Raw genomic sequence first — 23364 nt, 5'->3', positions numbered from 1 at the left:
AGTTGCCTCTAAATGTACTGCGCCCTCATGACGAACCGCCTTGCCCAGTCCAACAGCCTCTACCTGCGGAAACACGCCGAAAACCCTATTGACTGGTGGTATTGGTGTGATGAAGCACTTGAAACCGCTCGACGCCAACAGAAGCCTATCTTTTTGTCGATCGGCTACTCTAGCTGCCACTGGTGCACAGTGATGGAAGGAGAAGCCTTCTCGGACGGGGCGATCGCTGAGTATATGAATGCGAACTTTCTGCCGATTAAGGTCGATCGGGAAGAGCGTCCTGACCTGGACAGCATTTATATGCAGGCCGTGCAGCTCATGATTGGTCAGGGTGGCTGGCCGCTCAACGTCTTCATTTCACCCGAAGACCTGGTGCCGTTTTACGGTGGTACTTACTTTCCCGTAGAGCCACGCTACGATCGCCCTGGCTTTTTGCAACTGCTCCAATCCATTCGCCATTACTACGACACGCAGCCAGAGAAACTGCAAGCCATCAAAGGCGAAATCATGACCAACCTGCAAGGTGCTGCAACGCTCCAAGCAGGGCAGTCGTTGGGGGCCGACATCTTGCAAAAGGGGCTGGAGTACAACACAGGCGTCCTTGCGTCCAAAAAGCCTGGTCCCAGTTTTCCGATGATTCCCTATGCGGAAGTAGCGCTGCGATCGAGCCGTTTTGCCCCCGGTGACAAAGCCATCGCGTTGAGCCGCCAGCGTGGACTTGATCTGGCGCTAGGCGGCATTTTTGATCACGTGGGTGGTGGGTTTCATCGCTATACGGTTGACCCTACCTGGACCGTGCCGCACTTCGAGAAAATGCTCTACGACAACGGGCAGATCGTCGAATACCTGGCAAACCTGTGGATGACGGGTGTGCAAGAGCCTGCTTTTGAGCGCGCGATCGCCCTCACGGTCAAATGGCTACAGCGCGAAATGACGGCACCCGAAGGCTACTTTTATGCTGCTCAAGATGCCGACAGCTTCACCGATCCTACGACTGCTGAACCGGAAGAAGGTGCCTTCTACGTGTGGGATTACCAGGCATTGATGGCACTGCTCACGCTTCCCGAACTGGCAGAACTGGCCGATCAGTTCACTGTGACCGAAAGCGGTAATTTTGAAGGCTTCAACGTCCTGCAACGGCATCGTCCCGGCAAACTCAGCGATACGGTAGAACTGACTCTCGGCAAGCTGTTTCTTCTTCGCTACAGTGCCTCTGCTGAAGCCCTTCCTACCTTTCCACCCGCGCGCAATAACGAAGAAGCGAAGGGCACAGGCTGGGCGGGTCGCATTCCCCCTGTGACCGACACTAAGATGATCGTCGCCTGGAATAGCCTGATGATTTCTGGTCTTGCCCGTGCCGCCAGTGCGCTTCAGCAGCCTCACTACCTGGAGTTGGCAGCGAAAGCCGCTCACTTTATCCTCCAGCACCAGTGGGTCGAAGGGCGCTTCCACCGCGTCAACTACGACGGAAAACCTGATGTCCTCGCGCAATCGGAAGACTATGCCCTCTTCATCAAAGCCTTGTTGGATCTGGATCAGGCTTCCGTTAGTCTTCCAGCATCAGGTGATGAAAAGCTTCATGCCTCTTCCCCCACACCCCACACCCCACACCCCACACCCCACGCCTTCTGGCTCGATCACGCCGTCCAAATCCAAGCCGAATTCGATGAGTTCCTCTGGAGCGTCGAAATGGGCGGTTACTACAACACCGATGCCAGTGATAGCTTGCTGCTGCGGGAACGGAGCTATATTGACCACGCCACACCCTCAGCCAATGGTGTGGCGGTAGCCAATTTGGTGCGCTTGTCGCTGTTAGCTGAAGACTTGAGCTATCTCGATAAGGCAGAGCAAGCCTTGCAAGCGTTTGGTACGGTTTTGGAGCGATCGCCCCAGGCCTGCCCCAGCCTCTTTGCTGCTCTCGACTGGTTCCACAACCACATCCTGATCCGCACCACGTTTGACCAACTTACAGCACTCTCCACGCAATATTTACCCACGTCTGTCCTGAAGCGAGAAACAGCTTTGCCTCAAGGTGTCGTTGGGCTAGTCTGTCAGGGGTTAAGCTGTCGGGAACCGGCTTGCAGTCCAGAACAATTGCAGGAACAGGTGCAAGTTAGTCAGGTGAGAAGTTAATAGCCTCAACGGATGGCTTCGTAGAACGCTCTGACCGCTTCAGGTTGCTTGAGTGGCTGCACGTAGCTTGCCAGCAGTGACAAATCTAAGTCAGGTAACAATTCACTGCGAGGCACCCATTCGTATTGGCGATCGCGCAAACGATACACAGAACGCTGTTGCTCTTGCCAGAACCAGACTTCTGAAACACCGAGACCGGCATAAACCGCCAATTTGTCGATGCCACCACTGGTAATGACAAATTCAATTGCCAGGTCAGATAACTCTTTGGGTTGCCCAAGGCAATAACATTCGTCTGGTTCCAACCCCCTTGCTAAAGCTTCCTTGCGATACATCGTTGAACCGTAGCCATGCAGGCTGATTGTTTTGGCAAAGGCGTAAATTTCGAGCAAGCGAGCGATCGTCTTTTTCGTTAACTCATGCTCCGGGGAATGGGTCATGATTTCCAGCATTCCCTCCAGATACGTTATCCAACAAAGAATCCAGCGCCAGATATTGCTGCCAATTCACCCCCGGTAAAATCAACCGCTGTTCTGCTCTCAGCTCTAACCGTTCAAGAATTTCAGCATCCACTGGCAATGTCTCCTGGATCTGATGTCTATCTCTACTTTAGCTGCGGTGGCAAGGAAAAGGTTTATTGTCAGCCGTCTATGTGAACGAGAAGATTACGATAGAGAGGGGGCAGCATAAGATCAGGCAAGGTATGCCAAGCGCTGAGCTTGCGTCGTTTTTCTCTGTCTAAAATGCAAAGTGATTCTATCGAGCCATTTTCTGACAATTGGGCGTATTTAAAGGCGGAGTTACTCTGGCTCGATCGACTCCTGGGCATGGCGATCGCGCGGCAACGGCATGACACAAAGGTGGTCGATCGCGCGGCACGTTCTCGGGTCGATCGCGTCACGAGCCACTGGTGGAAAGGTCTAGTCACGCTAGAAGGAGAAACTGCCTACGACTCTCCTGCTGAGCGCCCAGGCGGTCGATCGACCCCAGCAAAAGGTAGCTATCAGCAGCAGCTAGAAGCAAAAATTAAAGTCAGCCAGCGGCGAGGTGTGTTGCTGGGCGTACCGTCCTTATGCAGCCGCTTGCAGTTGAGTGTGCCTGAGAAGAATTTGGTGCTGATGGCACTCGCGCCCGAAATTAGCCGTCGCTACGCACGGCTTTATAACTACTTACAGGAAACCGAGCATCCCGGTGCAACAGGTCTACCCACTGTGGATCTCATTCTGCGGATGCTTTGTCGCACCGATGTTGAATGGCGATCACTGCGGCGCTGCATGACAGGAGACTCTGCCCTGTTACAGTATCAACTCCTGGAACTGCGATCGTCTCAAGCCGATCCACTCCTGTCCCGCTTGGTCAGGTTATCTGATCCGTTAGTCAACTACCTGTTAGCCGATCAACCCGACAGCAACGCCCTGGAAGCATTGTTACATCCCCTCCCGACCGCGGCCCCCACTTTCCTGATTTCCTCATCCTCCCCACTCCCCACTCCCCACTCCCCACTCCCTACTCTCCACCGAAACCTCTGGTCAAAGCTCATCCTGCCGCCCCCATTGCTGGTAGACCTTGAACACCTGTGTCATCGGGTGCAGTTTGCGCAACAAGTTGACGAAGATTGGGGCTTTGCGGCGGTTAACGGGACACTGCAAACCGTCAAGCCAGGTTCGATCGCGCTACTCTGCGGTGCCTCCGGGACAGGCAAAACAATGGCCGCCCAGGCGATCGCGCAACGACTGCAAACCCCTTTGTGCTGTATCGATCTGGCCCAACTGCAGCAAGATGATATCCCCCACTTACTGCAAGAAATCGCCATCCAGGCACCAACCGTACTGTTGCTCAAAGCGGCTCAAAGCTGCTTTGGTCGCACGTCATTATTGGCAGACGCCTTACTCCATCAGTTCCTTCAAGTACGGCAGCAGCATCGCGGTCTTACCTTACTCAGCGTGCATCAAAAGCATCACGTCACGGCTCAATGGCGACGGCAGATCAATCCCTTTTTGGACTTCCCCCTACCCGATCGAGACAGCCGCTTCAAACTCTGGCAGCAAGCGTTTCCAGAAGACGTACCTCTTGATGCCACGATCGAGTGGGAGTGGCTAGCAGACCAATTCGTCTTGAGTGGTGGCGACATTCAAACGATCACCCGCGATGCCGCCATCCAGGCCGCTGCCTTAGAAACCAATGTGACCACAGAACATCTGATTCAGGCGTGTGAAAGGGCGAAAGGGAGGCAGGGGAGGCAGGGGAAGAAGTTTTGAGTTTTGAGTTTTGAGTTTTGAGTTTTGAGTTGCAGTTTTGCTGCTCCCTCTGCTCCTTCTGCTCCCCGGTTTCCTTCCCTTACGGCAACCGATCGCCCAGCTTACTTACGATCGGTAACCGCAAGGCTTTGCGTCGCCACAGTTGCACCATCAACCAAAGGTTCACCAAAAAATAGCCGGATGTAAACAGGCTACTGGTAATCAAGAGCGGTAAGGATAGAGAATCAGACGCATTTGCACCTGCGCCTAAAAGGATGTAACCCAGAAGCCAGCCCAACGCCAAAGTTACAACGAGACGGCTGAGGTTCTTTTGTTGCCGTGTACCTTGTCCCCGATAAAGTGTCCAGAGGGCTGGGAAGAAGCCTACGACAGGAACCAGGTAGAGAAAGAGCTGGAGTCGCTTAAAGTCCTGATTCTCAAAGGGATCTGGAGCCGTCATGGTGCGTTTTCTCCGCTGGTCTGAGCTTGGACGTTACAAACGATACCTCATAGTATCTAAATTCAATCTCTACTGGGCAGTGGGGTTGGTTTCCGCCATTGGCACCAACTATTGCCACAATGGCTCATGGGACGAGATTAACGAGGATGAACGGTATGGGACGGGTAAACAGTAAGGCATGTGTGGTGACGGGTGCGGGGTCAGGCATTGGCAAAGCGATCGCGGAACGTCTTGCTGAAGAAGGCGGCAAGGTGCTCTGTGTGGATCTCAATGGGGATACTGCTGCCGCTGTGGCTGAAGGCATCCAGAATGCAGGTGGTATGGCGACAGCCGTGGCAGCCGATGTGAGCGATCGCGTTCAAGTGGATGCCTTTATCGCTCAGTGTGTCGCAGAATATGGACAAATTGATGTGCTGGTCAACAACGCGGGCGTCAATATTCCCGGCGTGTTTCACGAAGTGCCCGATGCGGTGATTGACAAGACGCTAAACGTGAATGTCAAAGGGCCGATGTATGGCTGTCGGGCGGCGATTCCTCACATGCTGAAAAGCGGCAAGGGGTCGATCGTCAATATTTCCAGCGTCAATGGTTTGGTGTCTGAACCATTCCTCGCTGTGTATTCTGCCTCCAAAGGGGCTGTCGTCATGCTGACACGCGGCATTGCGCTGGACTATGCCAAACAGGGCATTCGCTGCAATGCCATCTGTCCCGGTTGGGTGGATACGCCGATTAACTATGCCCATGCCGAAATGCTCGGCGGCTTGCAGAAGGTCTACGACAGCATCGACTCTTTTCAGCCGATCGGGCGTCCTGGTGAACCACGTGAAATCGCCCATCTTGCTCTCTTTCTGGCATCCGACGAGGCATCGTTTCTCACCGGTTCCATCATTGCAGCGGATGGCGGCATGACGGCACAGTAAGAGTAACCAGCTTACGGAAGCAAGCAGGCTAGGATAAGAGCTACCGCGTGGTCAAAGCGATGCAAACCATTACTGACATTGGCACTCTGATTGTCAAAACACCAGGCACCTGCGGTGGTCGCCTCCGGATTGCTGGAAGCCGCATCACAGTGCAGTACATTGTGACAGAGGTTAAAGCAGGCATCACTCCTGAAGCAATCTTGGAAAATAAATCGCACCTGACGCTTGGTGAAATTTACGCTGCTTTAGCTTCTTACCTTTCCTCCCCTTCAAAATGGATAAAGTCGAGCTGAGTCTTCAGAGTAGTAGTCTCCCGATTTGCCACCCGTTTTACTCAGCAAGTGGATATTTTCGATTTGCATTGATTTTTCCAGTGCTTTCGCCATGTCGTAGAGCGTGAGAGCCGCAACGGAAACGGCCGTAAGCGCTTCCATCTCTACACCCGTTTCAGCTTTCGTCTTCACGATCGCCTGAATGCGGTATCCCGGTAAAGCCGGGTCAGGTATGAGTTCTACTTCAACCTTCTGCAACGGTAGAGGGTGACAAAGGGGAATCAGCTGAGCAGTTTGTTTGGCGGCCATAATGCCTGCCAGTTTAGCCGTACCCAGCACATCGCCCTTGGGAGCATTGCCCGCTACGATCGCGGCGAAAGTTTCTGGCAGCATACGCACCTGTCCGACCGCGATCGCCTGCCGAACCGTCTGCGCTTTTGCCGAGACGTCCACCATTTGCGCTTGCCCCTGTGCATCCAGATGAGTGAGGGGTTGGCTGACGGTGGAAAGAGTGTCGGAGGAATTTTGTGTCATTGTGGCAGGGTATGATACTATAGAAATCTTGCAAGGGCTTGTAGCTCAGTGGACTAGAGCACGTGGCTACGGACCACGGTGTCGGGGGTTCGAATCCCTCCTAGCCCGTCTAAGGACGGAACTTGTGAATGTCATCTTACAATGATAGGGCTGCTAAATAGCAGCCCTATCATTGTTTAGTAGCGATTTAGGTCTAACAGCGATTGAGCCGCAAGACAACACGATGATTCATGTCTTCGTCTATGGCACATTGAAGCCAGGAGAAATCAATTATTCAATCTGCGCCGACGATGTTGTGGAGTCACAGCCTGCGATCGCGGATGGCTGCCTGTACGCGCTGCCTCTTGGCTATCCTGCCATGACGCTTGAAGCGGGTACTGTGCGTGGGGCACTGCTGTCATTCATAGAGGCGGCCGCTTTGGAGCGTTTGGATGAATTTGAACGGCATGACCCAATTGAGTTTTTGGATCATGCGCCCGGACAATGTCTAGAGAAGAATGAGTATGAGCGCAAACAGATCACCGTATACGATAGCGATCGGCGCTTTTTGGGTCTAGCCTGGTCATACATTATGACGCCAGAACAAGTTCAACAACTGGGCGGCAGATTATTACCCAATGGGCAATGGCCTTCACTGCCATAAGAAGCCCACATCAAAGGGCGATAAGAAATAATGCTATGAACGTGTCGGTCAGAAGCAGCGAGCTTTTTGCTGCCTCCTGACTCCTACTTTCTGACGGCCTACCAACAGCTCTATCGTGCAGTCGTTTCTGGCGCAGGCGTGGTCGCGTTCTTAAACGTACTGTTTGGCACCACAACAGGCGTTTTGGGAATCTCTACCAGTGGCTTATCCAACGCCACCAGCAACACCTCGTTGACATTCGTTTGAGGAGACTCGATCGCAGGCTGCTGTGAACCTTTAGCGATTTGGGGCATGGAGGTTTGGCTACCGGGTAAAAGATTACTCACAAGCGCACCAACAAACAGCGCCGCAATGGCTGCACCCCCCCATATCAAGGAAAGCTTTGGCTTTCGCTCTAGGCGGGTAAAAACCTCACTGACCGTTTGTTCTGTCGCCTGGGATGATGCTGGGACGGGCATGTTTTGTAAGCCATGACGCAGCTTCAACAAGCGGCTGTGGAGACGCTGCACCGTTGGGTCACTGGCTAACCACCCATCGACCTGCTTGCGTTCAGCTGCGGTCACTTCGCCGTCCAGATAAGCACTTAGCAGCTCAAAGCGATCGCGCTGAATCAAGTTAGACGAAGATGAAGACGAATTTTGACCGTTCATGGGAGAGGGCTGTTGATGATCGTTAGGAGCATTAAAATTAGAGGTCATTTCGGCACCACATCGTGTGTTGAGAGCGCGCACCAGTGTTTAGAAACAAGCCAGCAGAAACGCAAGGGTCAAAAGTAAACATAGAGCAAACGGAAAAATCATCTAGCCTGATCATCAGTAAACCTTGAATTACTCACAGAGGCGATAGTCTTAACAAAAAAATTACCCGCTTCTGCCAGTCTGATCATCAGTTGCCATCCAGATAACTTTGGAGTTGAGACTGCAGCCGTAAACGCGCTCTGGCAATTCTGGATTTTACGGTACCTAACGAAACACCGGTAAGCTCAGCAATTTCTTCATATGCCATACCTTGAATCTCACGCAGTACGATCGTAGTGCGAAAGACTTCTGGTAAATCGGCGATCGCCGATCGCAACTGATCGTAAAACTCTCGCGTCGTCAACTCTTCGTCTGGTCCGGGTGTTTCTGAGGCAATTTCCCAGTCCATTTCACCATCCTCAACGGTTAGACGGGCATCTAGCGATAGCGGATGGCTGTTGCGCTTACGTTTGCGAAGTTCATCATAGAAAAGATTAGTGGCAATCCGGCTCAGCCAGCCTCGAAATTTTATCGGATCTTGCAAGCGCTTGATGTTGCGATAAACTCGAATCCACACTTCTTGCACGAGATCGGAGCGATCTTGCCAGTCAGGAGCCAAGTGGTAGAGTACGCGCTCGACATGAGACTGATAACGACGGAGCAACTCTGCAAAAGCAGCTTTCTCTGGGCGATGACCAGCTTGACATTGCAACACCAGATCAACGTTAGAAAGCTTTTCGGCTGGTACTGGTGGATCGACTGCCCTGATGGATGACCAGGAGGCAGAAAGGGACTGATTCATGGATGACTTTGCTCTCAGACATTCCATGTTTGATGACATGTCCGACGCTAGCAAAGTTCCCACCACTACAGCCTTAATGCTACCAATTAGTGATGCCTCTTGGTGAAACAAGCTCCACACTTACTGAAACAAGCTCCACACTTACTGAAACAAGCTCCACACTTACTGAAACAAGCTCCACAAAGAAGGGATAGCGTTCTCCGCTTTGGCGATAGAGACAGAACGGGGTGCTGGTTGAGTAATAACGGATGACTGCTTTGTAGACTGAACGCTCATGCCAATAAACAAATTGAGCGAGAACGTAATGGTCGCGGCTAGTAGTAATTTCTCGAACATATCCACTCCTCTTGCCTTCAGTTCACATTGCACGATTTATGCGTGGAATTACGGTTAGTTACACCAAACTCAACCGAGATTCCTGAATCCTCCTACAAGACCCTAAACGAAACCTTTGTCCATATTGTGCCCATTCTGACGAAAGGATCTAGTCTGAAAAATCAAGGTAGTATAAAGTCTGCTTGCAAATTTTCTGGCGCATCCATAAAGGTAACCCGTTCTCAGAAAGGGAACCCTTGATACGTCATGATCCCAACGCTTACTACAGGCGCTCTAGCGGCCAAAACCTTTGATCGTAACGCATTCGTTCTACAGCTATATCACTTCATGAGGCATCGTCTCACCCTTGTCGGAGTAGATTAGAGAGAAGGCTGTTGAGTGAAGAGACGATGACTGTAACTGTTCGCGATGATCGCCTGTCTCGTAGTGTGATGCTTCTGTGTCTAGGGGCCACACTGGTGCTGCTTGGCATCCAGTGGCGAGCATGGACGGCAGATGCTCAAGCCACTCCCCCTAATGCACGGACAATGAAACTGAAAGGGGGCCAAAGCAACAGCATCAAGGCTCTGACCCCACCCCCAAAAAGCAGCGCGAAGCTAGTAATTGATTTAAGCGATCGTCAGGTGCAGCTCTATCGAGAGCAGACATTAGTGACCAGCTACCCGATTGCGATCGGGCAAGCGGGTTGGGAGACACCAATCGGCTCTTTCCAGGTTCTGGAAATGCAGCGAGATCCTAAATGGCAACACCCAATTACAGGTGAAGTAATTCCACCTGGCCCTGCCAACCCATTAGGTAAACGATGGATTGGCTTCTTGTATGAGGGGCGTACTCATATTGGTTTCCACGGTACCAATCAGGAAGAGCTGATTGGGCAGGCGGTTTCGCACGGTTGCATCCGCATGCGTAACCGCGACGTCATAGCACTGTACGACCAGATTGCTCCAGGGACGCCGGTGGATGTTCGCCCATAGGCCTGCTTTACCCATAGCCTACTAGCGATGAGCGACAGACTCGTGGACTGTAAGCGGTTAAATCTGATTGAGATCTGCCTGACTGAAAAACGTCAGGCAGATCTCAATCAGATTGCAGTCTGCTGTCTAGAGTCTACGTGTATTGATGTATGACATTAACCTCTTTGCTGGGTGCGTGACGCTGACACTTTGCTTGAATGCTAGAGGCTATACTGCACCCTGCGTGGATAACGCTGTCTGGCAATCGATCTACGGTTGAAGCATGGCTAGGCTAGTTAGTGCGTTACCCCTGGCTGTGGTTCGAAGCTGGGTGCATACGCCTGAAGCAAGGCACTAACCTGGGTCAGAATTTCATCACCAGAGTTCTTGCCAAGTGCTTGCCGTTCTGGGAAGAATTCGGGACGATCGAGGTTGCGGGCGATCGCTTCACCCACTTGTTGAGCAATCAAGCCTTGAAGCTCTTCTTTTGCTCGTTGACGCTGGTAGGTTGCCCCTTCTTCGGTTGTGGCATAAAGGGGCGGTAAGCGGTTGAGTGCATAGGCCGCAATGTCACCTAAATCGAGGGTGCGATCGCTCGTCGCCTCAATTTCAGCCACACGAGCGATTGCCTCTGTGAGCACCAGTTCTTCCATGACATTGATAAACTGCTTACGGGGAACGGCCACCACTTCCCCCGTTAGTAGCGCTCCCATCAGTCGATCGAGCGCCATGTATTCCTCGATCGACAATTCTGATGCCGTGTCACAAATTCTGCCAACTTCTGCTTCCATTGCTGGAGTCAGATAGCCGTCTTGCAACGCCTGCTCCACGATCTTTTCAATGCTCATAATGCTTTCTAAACTCCGCAGCGCCGTTTTTCGACGATTAGCCTTGAATAATCTTGCCCCAGAATCCACGTTCAGTATCAACTTAATCACGCTTCAAACATAAAGTTATTCAAACCCTTGCTTTCGCCAGGGTGCCGGATCAATTGCCTGACCGTTGACATACAGGCCCCAGTGGAGGTGAGGCCCAGTAGCAGCACCTGTTGCGCCCAAAGCACCAATCACTTGACCCGCTTTGACAAACTCACCGTCTTTCACCAAAATGCGGCTCAAGTGCAAGAAGATGCTTTCTACGCCCTGACCATGATCAATGCCAATGCAGTTGCCATGAATCACAAAGCCCTTTGACTCTTGCCCCACCAGGGCAACTTGTCCGGCAGCAGGAGCAATGATGGGTGAACCATAGGCTCCTGCATAATCGACGCCACGATGATAGTAATCATTGGCAAATTTGCCGTTGTAGTAACGACGAACGCCGTATATGGTGGTGATAGGGCCATTGTTTGGTTTGAGAAAGGGACCACTCCAAAACTTTTGGGGTGTGACAAGTTTCTTGAAGGCATCGACACGATTGAATTCAAAATCAGATAAATCCTGATCTTTGCCAGGGGGAAGCCAGATTGATTGGGTCGGAAATTTGCGAGTCCGGAGCTGCAAGGCGACATTGGCAGTTTCATCCCCGCTCTTTACCTGAAGCTGTAGGATCCCTGGTTTGTCAAGGGGTGTGGTTGGTAGCAGTGCCCGAAACCGATTGTTGCTCATTGGAAAGGTGCTATAGGTTCGCTTGCCCAAGATCACTACTGGCACTGTATGGCCATTAGTACCGGACTCAACGGTTACAGATAGTGTGTCGCCTAACTGAGGTTTGCTGGGTGCCACCTGGACTTGCAGCGCTTTTACAGAAGAAGCAAGAGCAAGCACTGCTGTTGCGATCGCCAGAGCAGTCAGCGCTACCTGCGTCATCCTTTGAGCACGATACCAAGGTCTTTTACCAGTGGCCGGAAGACTTGCTGTGGACAGGCGCTCTTGTAACGCTTGATCAATCTGACGTGGAATGGGCATAGCATCAGTTCCGCTTAGTTGTCGCCTTGGCAGATAGAATAGCGTCCCTCGGCTACTGTTTCTACACTTAAATGATGATTCAGGACAAAAGTGCGGGTATCGCTTGAGTCAGCGCCTGCTAGATCTCTGCTGACAAGTAGAACAGGGTCGAAAAAAGTCAGTAAACGCTGTCCCTAATGGGCGATCGTGCCAAGAATTGACGCTCAAACATTCCCCGCTGGCTCCGAAAAGTTTGTATTCTGAAAGTGAGAAGCAACGATACGTTTTTTAACATTAAATTGCAGTGCAAGAAGACTTCCGGCTAATTGTTGATTTGGTCACAGTGCTAGCAGCAGCAGCAGCAGGTGGCATCCTGGCAGCGGTGTTGCGACAACCGATTTTACTGGGCTACCTGTTAGCAGGTATGGTCGTTGGGCCAGCTGGTTTGGGGTTGATCAAAGAGCTCGTCCAGGTTGAGACACTGGCACAGTTTGGAGTCGCCTTTTTGCTCTTTGCTTTAGGGGTTGAGTTTTCTTTTTCAGAATTGAGAAAGGTTAAGGGCATCAGCCTCGGCGGCGGCGGCTTGCAGATTGTGCTTACGATCGCAGTTACAGCAATGGTATCGCTAGGAATGGGCTGGGTGACATCACCCGCTCAAGGGGTTTTCCTGGGGGCTATTCTCTCCCTCTCATCCACTGCCGTGGTGCTGAAGTGCCTGATGGAGCGCAATGAAACCGCAACGCCTCACGGGCAGGTGATGCTGGGTATTTTAGTGGTGCAAGATCTAGCGCTGGGCGTGATGCTGGCAGTCCTTCCTGCACTGGATAAGCCTATAGAAGAAGTCGGACTGGCGATCGGCTGGGCGCTTTTACAGACAGGGCTTTTGGGCCTGGGCGCCGTAGTTGCGGGGATCTGGGTGATTCCACCGCTGTTGCGTTTGTTAGCACGTACAGAAAGCCGAGAACTGTTTTTGTTGGGCGTGGTAGCGATTTGCTTGGGCATTGCGTTGCTGACTGAGCATCTGGGGTTGTCGATCGAAATGGGCGCTTTTGTCGCGGGTCTGATGATTTCGGAAGTCGAGTATGCCGATCAAACTCTGAACTATGTCGAGCCGCTACGGGATATTTTTGCCTGCTTATTTTTCGCCGCGATCGGCATGCTGATTGACCCCATCTTTCTGTGGAATAATCTGGAGCTGATTCTGGGCTTAGTAGCGCTCGTCTTTGTAGGCAAGTTTCTGATTGTGACCCCGTTAGTCGTCATCTTTCGCTACCCGCTTAAAACGGCCTTGATTACAGGCTTAGGGCTGGCTCAAATTGGGGAGTTCTCCTTTGTACTGGCAAGTGAAGGGCAATCGTTAGGGTTGGTTTCTCGCCGCGTCTACTTGCTAATCTTAGGCACAACAGCCGTAACGCTGGTATTAACGCCGTTTATTCTGCGCTTTATCCCTCAGTTTTTTGCTTGGGCAGAATCGCTCCCCTGGCTGAAAGGATATCTGGAGCGCACCGACGTTGCCCTGGAGATTGCGGACGAGCTACCAACGCAAAATCACGTGGTGGTTTGCGGCTATGGGCAAGTGGGCCGCAACATTGTGCAGCTATTGCGCGAACATAGCTACCCCGTAATTGTGATTGACCAGTCAGAGAGCCGGATACAGGAGGTGCGCGAGGCTGGTATTGCCTATGTCTACGGCAATGCAGCCAGCTTGCACGTGCTGGAGAAGGCAGGAGTGAGTACGGCGCAGGGAATGGCGATTACCTTACCCGACCCGATGAGCACTCGTCTCTGTCTCAAGCGCTGTTTAGAGCTGGCTCCTGATTTAGATGTGGTCGTTCGAGCAAACCAGGATAAAGATATTGAATTGCTGTACCAACTAGGTGCCAAAGAAGTCGTACAGCCTGAGTTTGAAGCCAGTTTAGAATTGTCCTCCCATCTGTTGACAGGTGTTGGCTTGCCGCTGCCGGTCATTCAGCGTGAAGTGCAGCAGATTCGCAATTCGCACTATCTGGATCTACGGTCTGAAAAGCCTTCTTATCAGGTCTCACGGGAGCTTAAGGAAGCAACCCAGGAGATGAACAACCGCTGGTATCCATTGCCGCCCGCTTCGCCACTGATTGGCATGACTGTAGAAGAAACTGATTTACGTCGCTTGACTGGCGTGAGCCTCATGGCGATCCAACGAGCCGATGGCGAAGAGCTAGATTACCCTGACGCGAAGACGGCTTTGCAGTCAGGCGATCGCCTCCTAGTTGTGGGAGAGACCGCTGAACTTGCCGCCTTTGACGAATTGGCCAAAGGCGAAGCCGCCGTACCGACAGAGAATGCCTCGTGTCAGTGGTTGCTGGTGCCTGATACTAGCCCTGTTGCTGGCAAAACGCTGGCAGAATTACATATTCGACGACAATTTGGCGTTCTGATCCAGGCCATTAGGCGAGAAGGCAAGTTTATTCGCTTTCCAGATGGCGCCAGCGATGTGCAAGTGGGCGATCGCTTACTGCTCTGCGGCGGTTTTTATGCGCTCAATCGGGCCAGTCAGTGGATTGTGCCAGCGATCGAAGCAACACCTGTTTTACCAATGCCATTTACCACTGTTGCGGTGAGCGAGTCAAGCCAGGAGAGCCCGCAAGCTGAGCAAGTTTGAGCAATGAGACTCAATGACCAAGCTTCTGTGTCAATGGGTTGCCCGGGATTCGAACCCGGGACCAGTCGGTTAAAAGCCGAATGCTCTACCACTGAGCTAGCAACCCGCTGTTTTGTGCTAATTCAAGCACCGTCGTCAAACATAACACAAGTTTGCGCGTACCTGCCAGACATTCCTTTTTAAGGGACGATGGTTTGTAAAGAGAACTACCCTAGAAAGACTGTGACAGTGCATCATTTCTAGTTGGGTATCTGCTTGGGTATCAGTGCGCTAAGACATTGTTTACCGCTGTCGTTTGCTTAGGATGCCAATGATTGGGTTGATTTTCAAGGTTTTAGTGCTCTCTGTTGGGTTATCGATCGCCATCAAATATGGCGCACCCGCTTTAGCTATTCCGCCGACAACAACGTCTGTGCTGATTGCAGTATGGCTACCGGCCGTGATCGCCGCCCTCACGCTCGGTTGGCGCTGGCAGCAAGGACGTAACGGAAGACAGAACGGTGAAAGAGTGCCATAAAAGGATATTGTTTGAACGCTTGACCGTTTACTGCTTTACCATTTGACAGCAAGCAATGTTCATTCCCGTTTCTTTTTGGAGTTCATGGTGAATTTGGGTCAATGGCTTGGTTTTCTCGTTGTCGCTGTCAGCCTCTATATTCTCTGGCAGATTCGTCAGGTGTTGCTGTTGGTGTTTGCGGCAGTGGTGCTAGCAAATAGCTTAAATTTGCTGTCGCGTCGCTTTCAAGAGGCAGGGTTGCGGCGCTCCGGGGCAGTCTTGCTCAGCGTCATTTGTTTTCTATCGACGCTGATTGCGTTCTTTCTACTCATCGTGCCGCCCTTTGCAGCGCAGTTTCAAGACTTGATCGTGCTGGTACCGGCAGGCGTTGAACGGTTGAACGTTTGGACAAATAATTTAAGTCACTTCGTGCCACCATCGATCAGTGCCTATTTACCCAATCTTGGGAGCTTGGGCGAACAGCTACAGCCCTATGTCAACCGCTTACTCGGTGGTTCGTTTGCGTTCTTTTCCAGTTCGCTAGGCGTGGTCGTCAATATCTTACTAGTGCTGGTCTTGGGGTTGATGCTGCTGATCAACCCATCGGCCTATCGGCGAGGGTTTATCCGCCTGTTTCCAGCGTTCTATCGTCACCGAGTCGATGGCATTCTGAAAGAGTGCGAATTTTCACTGGGACGATGGATTGTTGGTGCACTGATCAGCATGAGTGTCGTTGCGGTGCTCAGTAGCGTTGGGCTAGCGTTACTGGGAGTGAAAGCAGCGCTAGCACAGGGCATTCTCGCAGGGCTGCTCAATTTCATTCCCAACATTGGTCCCACGCTAAGCGTCGTGCTGCCTATGGCGACAGCGTTACTAGACTCGCCCGTGAAGTCACTGCTTGTGTTTGTTCTCTATATTGCGATTCAGCAGTTTGAGAGTAACTTGCTGACCCCTTACGTGATGGCACAGCAAGTAGCACTGTTACCTGCGGCCACCTTGTTGGCGCAAGTCTTTTTTGCAACTGTTTTTGGCTTTTTAGGGTTGGCGCTGGCGCTTCCACTCACTGTTGTCAGCCAAATTTGGCTTCGTCGGGTCTTAATAGAGGACGTGATGGATCGATGGGGCGTACAGCATCAAAAGCGCTTGTCTCCATCGTTTGTGCCACAACCGTCAGATGCTGCTGTTGCGGCTGTTACCAGTGAAACGGACTTACGCCCACACTCGTTGCCTACAGAACAGACTGAAACTGGGCCAGCAGACGATCCCTCGATCGGCGAAGATTGATAGGTGTTAGCAGGCAGAAACACCTAGACGTTTCTGCTCCACTCAAAACTCAACACTTCTTATCGCACTCATCCCATGTCTAAACTCCAAGCACTAATTTTTGATGTTGATGGTACGTTAGCCGATACCGAGCGCGACGGGCATCGCGTTGCGTTTAATCGTGCGTTTGCCGAGGCGGGTCTAGATTGGGATTGGTCGGTTGAGCGATATGGTGAACTGCTGTCCGTTACAGGTGGCAAGGAGCGGATTCAGCGGTATCTGACCACAGATCATCCCAACTTTGAGCCACCCGGCGATCGTCGTGAATGGATTGCCGCCTTGCACAAAGCGAAAACAGCACACTACACACAGCTCATAGAGGCGAGTGTAGTACCACTGCGTCCGGGCGTGAAACGGCTGCTGCAGGCAGCGCGTGAGCAGGGGCTACGGTTGGCGATCGCGACCACAACCACACCTGCCAACGTGACGGCTCTGCTACAGACCGCGCTGGCTCCCGACAGCCTTGATTGGTTTGAGGTGATTGCAGCCGGGGACATTGTGCCTGCTAAAAAGCCAGCTCCAGATATTTACCACTATGCGTTGCAAGCCATGCAGTTAGATCCTCAAGACTGTCTGGCGTTTGAAGACTCCCATGCTGGGTTGCAGTCGGCGAGGCAGGCAGCGTTAGCGACTGTGATTACTGTGAATGGCTATACCCAGGCACAAGACTTTACGGGCGCATCCCTGGTCATTGATCATTTAGGAGAACCCGATTTGCCCTTCAAGGTGCTGGCAGGCGAGACGGGCAAGGCGCAATTTTTTGATCTGACACTGGCGGAGTTTCTCCACAATCTACAGCACGCATCTGGGGTTCCCACTGTCTGAATCCTTGTACAATAGGCTCTTGTACAACGGACTAAGGTCAGCGTTTGTCTATTAATCGCTGATGCCTGACCGCTTCGTATTACCTGACAGGAGGGTTATTTTGAAGGAAATTTTAGTCAGCCTGGGAGTCATGCTCGCTTGCTTAGTCGTGCTGGTCGTCTCTCAGATTGGCGGCAAGCCGGATGTGGCGATCGCGAGTGAAATGACAACTGGCAAACCGCAAGTCGTTGCAACCACGACGAAACTATCAGATCGCGTGCCGACTGCCTCGACGCTAGTCGCTGATGCCTCAGCGACCCCGACCCCTAAAAAACCTGGAGCTAAACCTGTGAGTGCAACGCCATCTGGAGCTGGAGATCAAGCTACCGTTACAACGCCATCTGGACTGAAGTATGTTGATCTAATGGAAGGCACAGGCGCTTCGCCACAGACCGGGCAAACGGTGGTTGTGCACTATACGGGTACACTGGAAGATGGCACAAAGTTTGACAGCTCGCGCGATCGTAACCAGCCTTTTCAGTTCAAGATCGGCGTGGGTCAGGTCATCAAAGGTTGGGATGAAGGCGTTGGCAGCATGAAAGTGGGCGGTCGTCGTCAGCTCATCATTCCCTCTGAGTTGGGTTATGGTGCGCGTGGAGCAGGCGGTGTGATTCCTCCTAACGCTACACTACTCTTTGATGTGGAGCTACTGAAGCTCAGTTAACCCAATGAGATTGCTATGCCGGACTATGCTTATCTGCTCATTGCGATTGTGTCTGAAGTGATTGCGACGAGCACCCTCAAAGCAACGGCATCGTTCACAAAGCTTGTACCCAGCCTGGTTGTCCTGGTTGGGTACGGCTCTGCATTTTACTTTCTATCGCTGTGCTTAAACACCATCAGCGTTGGCGTTGCCTACGCGATCTGGTCAGGTTTGGGAATTGTCCTGGTCGCATTACTAGGCTGGGTTTTCTACCGTCAAGCGATCGACCAGGCAGGGTTGATTGGCATGGGACTCATTATCGGTGGAGTGGCAGTGCTCCATCTCTTTTCCAAAACGGCCTCGCACTAAACGCCCGTGCGAACGCTTTGAGCAATGTGCTTAGGTGCGATTTGGGGCTGCAAGGTTGCGAAACTGGGTGAACTGGGATTCAAACAGCAACTTCACTGTTCCCGTTGGGCCATTTCGGTGCTTGGAGATGATGACTTCAGCAATGCCGCGATCGGGCGTGTCGGGGTTGTAGTACTCGTCGCGATAAAGCATCATGATCAGGTCAGCGTCCTGCTCAATGGCGCCTGATTCCCGCAAGTCGCTCATCATCGGTCGTTTGTTGGTACGCGATTCGACGCTGCGGCTGAGCTGGGAGAGTGCGATGACGGGTACGCTGAGTTCTCGCCCCAAACTTTTGAGTGCCCGTGTGATCCGCGATAGCTCCTGCACCCGATTATCGCTACCACCCTCCATCAACTGCAAATAGTCCAGCAGGATCAGTCCCAAGGCTCCACCCTGTTCTGCCTGGAGTCGCCGTGCCTTCGATCGCATCTCTGTAATGCTGATATTGGGCGTGTCGTCGATAAATATGGGTAGTTGCGACAAGGTGCTGATCGCGTGCCCCAATGGTTCCCATTCGTTTTGACTGACGCGCCCTGCTCGCAAGCGTCCACTTTCGATGCGAACTTCACTGGCCAGCAGGCGTTGCACCAACTGCTCTTTGGACATTTCCAAGCTAAAGATGGCAACAGGCAGCTTGTGGAAGGCGGCAATGTTACGGGCAATGTTCATCGTGAAGGACGTTTTACCCATCGACGGTCGTCCTGCAACGATAATTAAATCAGAGCGTTGAAAGCCTTGAGTCATCGCATCTAGGTCGTAAAATCCGCAGGAAAGACCGGGCAAAACCATCCCCAGCGATCGGCTCTCAATATCAGAGAAGGTATGCGTCAAGATATCAGACGCGGCCATCAAGCCCTGCTGCGGTCGATCCTGGGTGACGCCAAAGAGCTTTTGCTCCGACTGATCGAGCACTTCTTCCAGGTCGTTAGCCGTATCGTGCCCAAGATGAGCAATTTCGTTGCCCGCCTTAATCAGCTTCCGGCGCATGTATTTGTCCATCACCAGTTGGGCGTACTGATCGATGTTGACGGCACTCACCGTACGATCGATCAATTGCGCTAGCTTACTTTGCCCGCCCACTTTTTCTAGCAGTCCACGATCGATCAGCCAAGAGGTAATGCTCATCAAATCGGTCGAGCTACCGTGCGCCTGTAAAACTAGCGCAGCGCGGTAAATCTCTCGGTGAGCGCTGAGATAAAATGCTTCAGGCTGCAACAAATCTGCAACTCGATTAATGGCCTCCGGATCAAGCAAAATACCACCCAAAATTGACTCTTCGGCATCAATGTTCTGGGGCGGCAAGCGATCGCTAAAGGCTTGAAAATTGAGTTCCTGAACCATGGGCTTTAGGGAAGGCAACAATAAATTGTTTGAGACCAGTCACCGCAACCTGCCGCAACTCATCCCAATATACAGCTAAGGTTACCTGCACTCCACCACATTTAGCGCAATCTGAATTAGCTACAGCGTTTGAGCTCTAAATGTAGAAATTGCACGCCAATTCATGCTGTGACAAACCCGCTTGGGATGATTAAGTACCATTGTACTACTCTATCCGACTTGAGCGGTGATAGCAAACCGTCCCCTATGGCATCTGGAACCGACGGATTCCTTAATCTGTGAATTCAGTCATGCCCATGCACCTGTAGGGTCATAGCATTGCCATGACCCTACAGAAAGTTCTTGAACATGATCGAAGTCGTGCCCCTTAGCTGGCAACCACCTGGATTTCCACCGTTGCGGTAACATCTGGGTGAAGCTTGATGTCTGCCCTGTAGGAACCGAGCTGGTGAATATCGGGCAAAGTAATGCCGCGACGGTCAATCTCTTGCTTCGCTGTTTCCAGAATCACATCAGCCACATCCTGATTAGTAACGGTACCAAAGATTGCGTCTTTTTCACCCGCTTGCTTGGCGATCGTGTAGCGTCCGACCGTTTCCAACGCTTTTTTGAGTGTTTCTGCTTGTTGCTTTTCTTCCAACAAACGCTGCCGCTCTAATTCTTTGCGTCGCTCAACCTGCTTCAAAAGCCCCGGTGTCGTCCGTGCTCCAATGCCTTGAGGAATCAAATAGTTGCGAGCGTAGCCAGGAGCAACTTCAACCAGGTCTCCTGCTTTGCCTAACTTGCTCACATCTCGACTGAGAACTAACTGTACACGCTTCGCCATAGCCTTTCCTTCGTCACAATCTTTCTAAGCTTAAAAACCCACAGAGATACAATAGTACCCTAATAAAGGGGATTGTTTCCATAGTTTGGCTAAAACGGTTTGGGGCATGGGAGATGGAGTCTTGCTTTTGTACAGGCGCTTCTAGCCACTAAGGACTTGTTAAAAAATAACTGCATACTTTTGGATTAGCTATCAGCTATCAGCTATCAGCGGTCAACTTTTCTCTAATGGCTGACCGCTGACGGCTGACCGCTACAGTCCATGACGTTATTTCTTTGCAGCCCCTAAGAAGCATGAAAAAGGGAAATCCAAGTGGGTAGCCACTTTTAAGTTTGTTCTTCGCTAGCATCCTTGAGATACCGATCGCACCATCGCACCATTTCCCAAAGCACATGTCCGACTGCCTCGCGGGAATGGTAGCCGTGATCTTCTAAGGGCAAGATGACTTGGCGAACCGTTGCGCCCAAACCTTTCAAGGCTTCGTAAAAGCGCTCGGTTTGCAAGGGGTAAGTGCCTGCATTGCTATCGTCAGCCCCATGAATCAACAGCAGTGGTGCCGCGATTTTGCCGACATGGGTGAACGGCGACATGTGCATGTATGTCTCTGCTGCGTCCCAGAAGTGACGCTGTTCGCCTTGAAAGCCAAAGGGGGTGAGGGTGCGGTTGTACGCGCCGCTACGAGCGATACCAGCACGAAACAAATTGCTGTGCGCCAGGATATTAGCCGTAGTAAACGCACCGTAGGAGTGACCGCCGATCGCGAGTCGATCACGGTCGGCGATGCCCCGATCGACCACATAATCGATCGCCGCCTCCATACCTGTTAACAGTTGCTCGACGTACGTATCATTAGGTTCGGCGTCGCCTTCTCCAATAATCGGCAGACTGGGGTTATTAAGTACGGCATAGCCCTGGGTCAGCAGAAATAAAACTGATGTGCCACTGGGGCGACTAAAGGCATGCTCGGCAGTAGTGACTTGACCAGCGAGATCTCGATTTTTAAATTCTTCAGGATAGATCCAGAACACCATTGGTAAGGGGCCATCGCGTCTTGGGTCATAGCCTGCTGGCAGATGGAGTTTTGCAGAAAGCTGTACGCCGTCTGCGCGCTGATACCGCACCACTTCTTTATGCATACCCGCAAACTGAGGGGCCCGATCGGGATACACAGTCAAGGGCACTGGTTGCGGTTGCGATCGTGTATGGAGAAAAAAGTTAGGCGGCTCAGTTTGCGACTGGCGGAGTGTGAAGAACTGCTGAGCTTCGTTGTCGAGCAATTTGATCACCGACTCGAAATAAGGTGACTGAGCTTGCCAGAGGCGTTCGGTCGTCGCTGTAGCGAGATCCAGGCGATCGAGAAAGGGGTAAACGCCTGCTGGTGACGCGCCCCGCCCAGTGAGGTAAAGGCTGTTGCCGTCAGGTGTAAACTGCAAGACGTGTCGTCCAAAGGGACCTGGCTCGGTTAACGGCATGCCTGGATCACTATATTGGTCTTCATAGCTGCGTTCAGCCAGGCATTGTGGGGCTTCCGGTTGCGCAGGGTTTAGCTTCCATACCCTTAACAGGCGAGTATCGTGCCAGCGTTCCCATACAAGCGCTACCGTATCATTGCCCCATCGCACTCGCCGAAAACGGTACTGCGATCGCCACAGCTCCCTTGGCTCATCGGTAAAGGGGGCATTGAGCTCATACAGCGCATCACGGTAAGGCACCTCTTGGTCAGGATCGCCTCCATCCAGCGCTTCCACCCAGTAGAGTGTTGCGGGACGATCGCTGCGCCAGCACATGCGCCTAGGACCAGCCACCACCGCGTCAAATTTAGTGGAAACAGCATCGGCTAACGGTCGCTCAGCGAGATCACGCACATGCTGCCCCGTTGCAGTGAGAACTTGAAACCGTAGGGGAAAGTATGAACTCGGTAACTGGTAGGAAAACGGTCGATGCAGCGTTGTCAGCAGAATGTAGTTGCCGTCTGGTGATGGGATCGCTTCGTCAACCAGGCAAGGTTCGCTGAGACGTTGCTGCCGTCCCTCAAGTGTCACCAATCCCAGCGTTGAGGTGACGTAGTACTCAAACAGCTGTTCATCATAAGGATTCTGCAACAGATTGGTGTACGTACGGCTGGCAGTTTTACGCCCTAAGTTCTCCTGGATGATTGGCCCAGTTGGTATGGATGGTTTTTCAGGCGGCTCTCCGCGATCGGCTGGAATGAATTTGCAAAGCAGCGCCTCATCCGAAAGCCAACGATACGGAACACCATATGTCGCATTCAAAGTGGGTTCTGTCAGACGATGAGGTACGCCATCAGACAAGTTAAGGAACCATAGCTCCAGTCCCGTAGCCTGCGTCAATGCAAACGCGAGTTTTTGACCATCGGGCGACCAGTGCGCATAGCTGATGCGAGCCTCATCGGGCAAAGGAATGGGTTGACTTGCGCCTGACTGCATGGCGTTGAGCGTCATACCACGATAAGTATGGTGACGTGCAGGACTGTTGAGCTTGGGATTGAGACGAAAGCCAGCAACGGCAATTTCTGGCTCCGCCAATTCAGCGATCGTCGGTAGAGAGGGCTGCTCAAGCTCAATGAACCATTGGTTGTCTGGCGAAATCAGCACGGTTGGCGTACTGGGCGCATCCAGAATCTGGTTGATTGGCTCCGGTGGTGATGCCCACTGGCTGTCCGTTCCTTGCGATCGCACAGGAGGTGGCACCCGCTTCGCTTCGCGCGTGACAACCGCTTCAGCCTTAACATTGGGCTCAGGTGTATGAAAATCAACCATAAAATTCCCAGCGACGTGGCTCCGATGGTAACGGAAAATTATGCCCATCCTAACTGCAGTTTTCACCTGAGCGATCGTTCCTCTAAAGCAATCCCCTCTACAAAGACGATGATTGACGTCTTTCTA

Annotated in this window: 25 protein-coding genes and 2 tRNA genes; 14 read left to right on the top strand and 13 right to left on the bottom strand. The window is 52.2% G+C overall.

The annotated features are described in order from the left end of the window. Positions 1–27: 27 nt before the first annotated feature. The gene (locus tag C7B82_RS13590; RefSeq protein WP_106256818.1) at positions 28–2133 is read left to right on the top strand and encodes a thioredoxin domain-containing protein; all 2106 of its coding nucleotides are present in this window, start codon (positions 28–30) and stop codon (positions 2131–2133) included. A gap of 5 nt (positions 2134–2138) precedes the next feature. Here C7B82_RS13590 and C7B82_RS13585 read toward each other — a convergent pair whose 3' ends face one another. Then, positions 2139–2573 (bottom strand): Uma2 family endonuclease, encoded by a 435-nt coding sequence (locus C7B82_RS13585; RefSeq protein ID WP_245939884.1) that lies wholly within the window; start codon positions 2571–2573, stop codon positions 2139–2141. Continuing rightward, entirely contained in the window at positions 2551–2706 is a 156-nt protein-coding gene (locus C7B82_RS32290; protein ID WP_181357481.1) for a hypothetical protein, read from the bottom strand. Before C7B82_RS32290 ends, C7B82_RS13585 begins: the two co-directional genes overlap by 23 nt. A gap of 170 nt (positions 2707–2876) precedes the next feature. Here C7B82_RS32290 and C7B82_RS13580 point away from each other — a divergent pair, with 170 nt between their 5' ends. Next, positions 2877–4391 carry an AAA family ATPase gene (locus C7B82_RS13580; RefSeq protein WP_106256816.1) on the top strand — a complete coding sequence of 505 codons (1515 nt, stop codon included), beginning with the start codon at positions 2877–2879 and terminating at the stop codon, positions 4389–4391. A 79-nt stretch (positions 4392–4470) separates the two neighbouring features. On the opposite strand, the gene C7B82_RS13575 is transcribed toward C7B82_RS13580, so the two are convergent. Then, the gene (locus C7B82_RS13575) at positions 4471–4830 is read right to left on the bottom strand and encodes a hypothetical protein (RefSeq protein ID WP_106256815.1); all 360 of its coding nucleotides are present in this window, start codon (positions 4828–4830) and stop codon (positions 4471–4473) included. Here C7B82_RS13575 and C7B82_RS32285 point away from each other — a divergent pair. Genes C7B82_RS32285 through C7B82_RS13565 form a run of 3 tightly spaced genes read left to right on the top strand, consistent with a single transcriptional unit; the run spans position 4829 to position 6043 of the window. After that, complete coding sequence (locus C7B82_RS32285; RefSeq protein WP_181357480.1) at positions 4829–5005, top strand: hypothetical protein; 177 nt, start codon at positions 4829–4831, stop codon at positions 5003–5005. The two genes, C7B82_RS13575 and C7B82_RS32285, sit on opposite strands and share 2 nt — an antisense overlap. Beyond that, the gene (locus C7B82_RS13570) at positions 4986–5750 is read left to right on the top strand and encodes an SDR family NAD(P)-dependent oxidoreductase (RefSeq protein ID WP_106256814.1); all 765 of its coding nucleotides are present in this window, start codon (positions 4986–4988) and stop codon (positions 5748–5750) included. The genes C7B82_RS32285 and C7B82_RS13570 overlap by 20 nt, the downstream gene beginning before the upstream one ends. A gap of 59 nt (positions 5751–5809) precedes the next feature. After that, positions 5810–6043, top strand: a complete 234-nt coding sequence (locus tag C7B82_RS13565; protein ID WP_106256813.1) for a DUF433 domain-containing protein — start codon at positions 5810–5812, stop codon at positions 6041–6043. On the opposite strand, the gene moaC is transcribed toward C7B82_RS13565, so the two are convergent. Further along, positions 6020–6556, bottom strand: coding sequence for a cyclic pyranopterin monophosphate synthase MoaC (moaC, locus tag C7B82_RS13560; RefSeq protein WP_106256812.1), 537 nt, complete (start codon positions 6554–6556; stop codon positions 6020–6022). The genes C7B82_RS13565 and moaC overlap by 24 nt on opposite strands. A 34-nt stretch (positions 6557–6590) precedes the next feature. Between moaC and C7B82_RS13555 the strand changes: the two genes are divergently transcribed. Next, positions 6591–6664: transfer RNA gene (locus C7B82_RS13555), tRNA-Arg, on the top strand. 64 nt (positions 6665–6728) lie between these two features. Further along, entirely contained in the window at positions 6729–7199 is a 471-nt protein-coding gene (locus C7B82_RS13550) for a gamma-glutamylcyclotransferase family protein (RefSeq protein ID WP_245939883.1), read from the top strand. Positions 7200–7309: 110 nt separating this feature from the next. Here C7B82_RS13550 and C7B82_RS13545 read toward each other — a convergent pair whose 3' ends face one another. The 3 genes from C7B82_RS13545 to C7B82_RS32280 form a co-directional block, all read right to left on the bottom strand. Continuing rightward, positions 7310–7897, bottom strand: a complete 588-nt coding sequence (locus C7B82_RS13545) for an anti-sigma factor family protein (protein WP_219904353.1) — start codon at positions 7895–7897, stop codon at positions 7310–7312. A gap of 187 nt (positions 7898–8084) precedes the next feature. After that, the gene (locus tag C7B82_RS13540; RefSeq protein ID WP_106256811.1) at positions 8085–8738 is read right to left on the bottom strand and encodes a sigma-70 family RNA polymerase sigma factor; all 654 of its coding nucleotides are present in this window, start codon (positions 8736–8738) and stop codon (positions 8085–8087) included. 162 nt (positions 8739–8900) lie between these two features. Next, on the bottom strand, positions 8901–9074 hold the full coding sequence (locus C7B82_RS32280; RefSeq protein ID WP_181357484.1) for a hypothetical protein: 174 nt from the start codon (positions 9072–9074) through the stop codon (positions 8901–8903). A 389-nt stretch (positions 9075–9463) separates the two neighbouring features. Here C7B82_RS32280 and C7B82_RS13535 point away from each other — a divergent pair, with 389 nt between their 5' ends. Then, positions 9464–10048 carry a L,D-transpeptidase gene (locus tag C7B82_RS13535; RefSeq protein ID WP_219904351.1) on the top strand — a complete coding sequence of 195 codons (585 nt, stop codon included), beginning with the start codon at positions 9464–9466 and terminating at the stop codon, positions 10046–10048. A 275-nt stretch (positions 10049–10323) separates the two neighbouring features. On the opposite strand, the gene C7B82_RS13530 is transcribed toward C7B82_RS13535, so the two are convergent. Beyond that, a complete protein-coding gene (locus tag C7B82_RS13530) occupies positions 10324–10875 on the bottom strand; it encodes a late competence development ComFB family protein (protein ID WP_106256810.1) in 552 nt (183 codons plus the stop codon). Between the two features lie 105 nt (positions 10876–10980). Beyond that, positions 10981–11934, bottom strand: coding sequence for a M23 family metallopeptidase (locus C7B82_RS13525; RefSeq protein WP_245939882.1), 954 nt, complete (start codon positions 11932–11934; stop codon positions 10981–10983). A 283-nt stretch (positions 11935–12217) separates the two neighbouring features. Here C7B82_RS13525 and C7B82_RS13520 point away from each other — a divergent pair, with 283 nt between their 5' ends. Next, on the top strand, positions 12218–14554 hold the full coding sequence (locus tag C7B82_RS13520; protein WP_106256809.1) for a monovalent cation:proton antiporter family protein: 2337 nt from the start codon (positions 12218–12220) through the stop codon (positions 14552–14554). A gap of 34 nt (positions 14555–14588) precedes the next feature. Here C7B82_RS13520 and C7B82_RS13515 read toward each other — a convergent pair. Further along, positions 14589–14660, bottom strand: a tRNA-Lys gene (locus C7B82_RS13515). Between the two features lie 204 nt (positions 14661–14864). On the opposite strand from C7B82_RS13515, the gene C7B82_RS13510 reads away from it, so the two are divergent. The 5 genes from C7B82_RS13510 to C7B82_RS13490 all read left to right on the top strand — a co-directional run bounded on the left by C7B82_RS13510 (position 14865) and on the right by C7B82_RS13490 (position 18249). Continuing rightward, the gene (locus tag C7B82_RS13510; protein ID WP_245939881.1) at positions 14865–15071 is read left to right on the top strand and encodes a hypothetical protein; all 207 of its coding nucleotides are present in this window, start codon (positions 14865–14867) and stop codon (positions 15069–15071) included. An 84-nt stretch (positions 15072–15155) separates the two neighbouring features. Then, entirely contained in the window at positions 15156–16334 is a 1179-nt protein-coding gene (locus C7B82_RS13505) for an AI-2E family transporter (RefSeq protein ID WP_219904349.1), read from the top strand. Positions 16335–16409: 75 nt separating this feature from the next. Next, positions 16410–17198: an HAD family hydrolase gene (locus tag C7B82_RS13500; protein ID WP_106256807.1), complete on the top strand. Its 789-nt coding sequence runs from the start codon at positions 16410–16412 to the stop codon at positions 17196–17198. Positions 17199–17298: 100 nt separating this feature from the next. Beyond that, positions 17299–17901, top strand: a complete 603-nt coding sequence (locus C7B82_RS13495) for an FKBP-type peptidyl-prolyl cis-trans isomerase (protein ID WP_106256806.1) — start codon at positions 17299–17301, stop codon at positions 17899–17901. A 15-nt stretch (positions 17902–17916) separates the two neighbouring features. Further along, a complete protein-coding gene (locus tag C7B82_RS13490; protein WP_106256805.1) occupies positions 17917–18249 on the top strand; it encodes a DMT family transporter in 333 nt (110 codons plus the stop codon). A 30-nt stretch (positions 18250–18279) separates the two neighbouring features. Here C7B82_RS13490 and dnaB read toward each other — a convergent pair whose 3' ends face one another. The 3 genes from dnaB to C7B82_RS13475 all read right to left on the bottom strand — a co-directional run bounded on the left by dnaB (position 18280) and on the right by C7B82_RS13475 (position 23238). Further along, positions 18280–19632: a replicative DNA helicase gene (gene dnaB, locus C7B82_RS13485; RefSeq protein ID WP_106256804.1), complete on the bottom strand. Its 1353-nt coding sequence runs from the start codon at positions 19630–19632 to the stop codon at positions 18280–18282. 367 nt (positions 19633–19999) lie between these two features. After that, on the bottom strand, positions 20000–20458 hold the full coding sequence (gene rplI, locus C7B82_RS13480; protein WP_106256803.1) for a 50S ribosomal protein L9: 459 nt from the start codon (positions 20456–20458) through the stop codon (positions 20000–20002). A 326-nt stretch (positions 20459–20784) separates the two neighbouring features. Beyond that, on the bottom strand, positions 20785–23238 hold the full coding sequence (locus tag C7B82_RS13475; RefSeq protein ID WP_106256802.1) for an alpha/beta hydrolase family protein: 2454 nt from the start codon (positions 23236–23238) through the stop codon (positions 20785–20787). Positions 23239–23364: the final 126 nt, after the last annotated feature.

Origin of the sequence: Stenomitos frigidus ULC18 (assembly GCF_003003795.1) — a bacterium.
GTDB lineage: Bacteria > Cyanobacteriota > Cyanobacteriia > Leptolyngbyales > Leptolyngbyaceae > Stenomitos > Stenomitos frigidus_A.
Note: the sequence above shows the minus strand (reverse complement) of the source record. Positions and strands in the feature narration are given on the sequence as shown.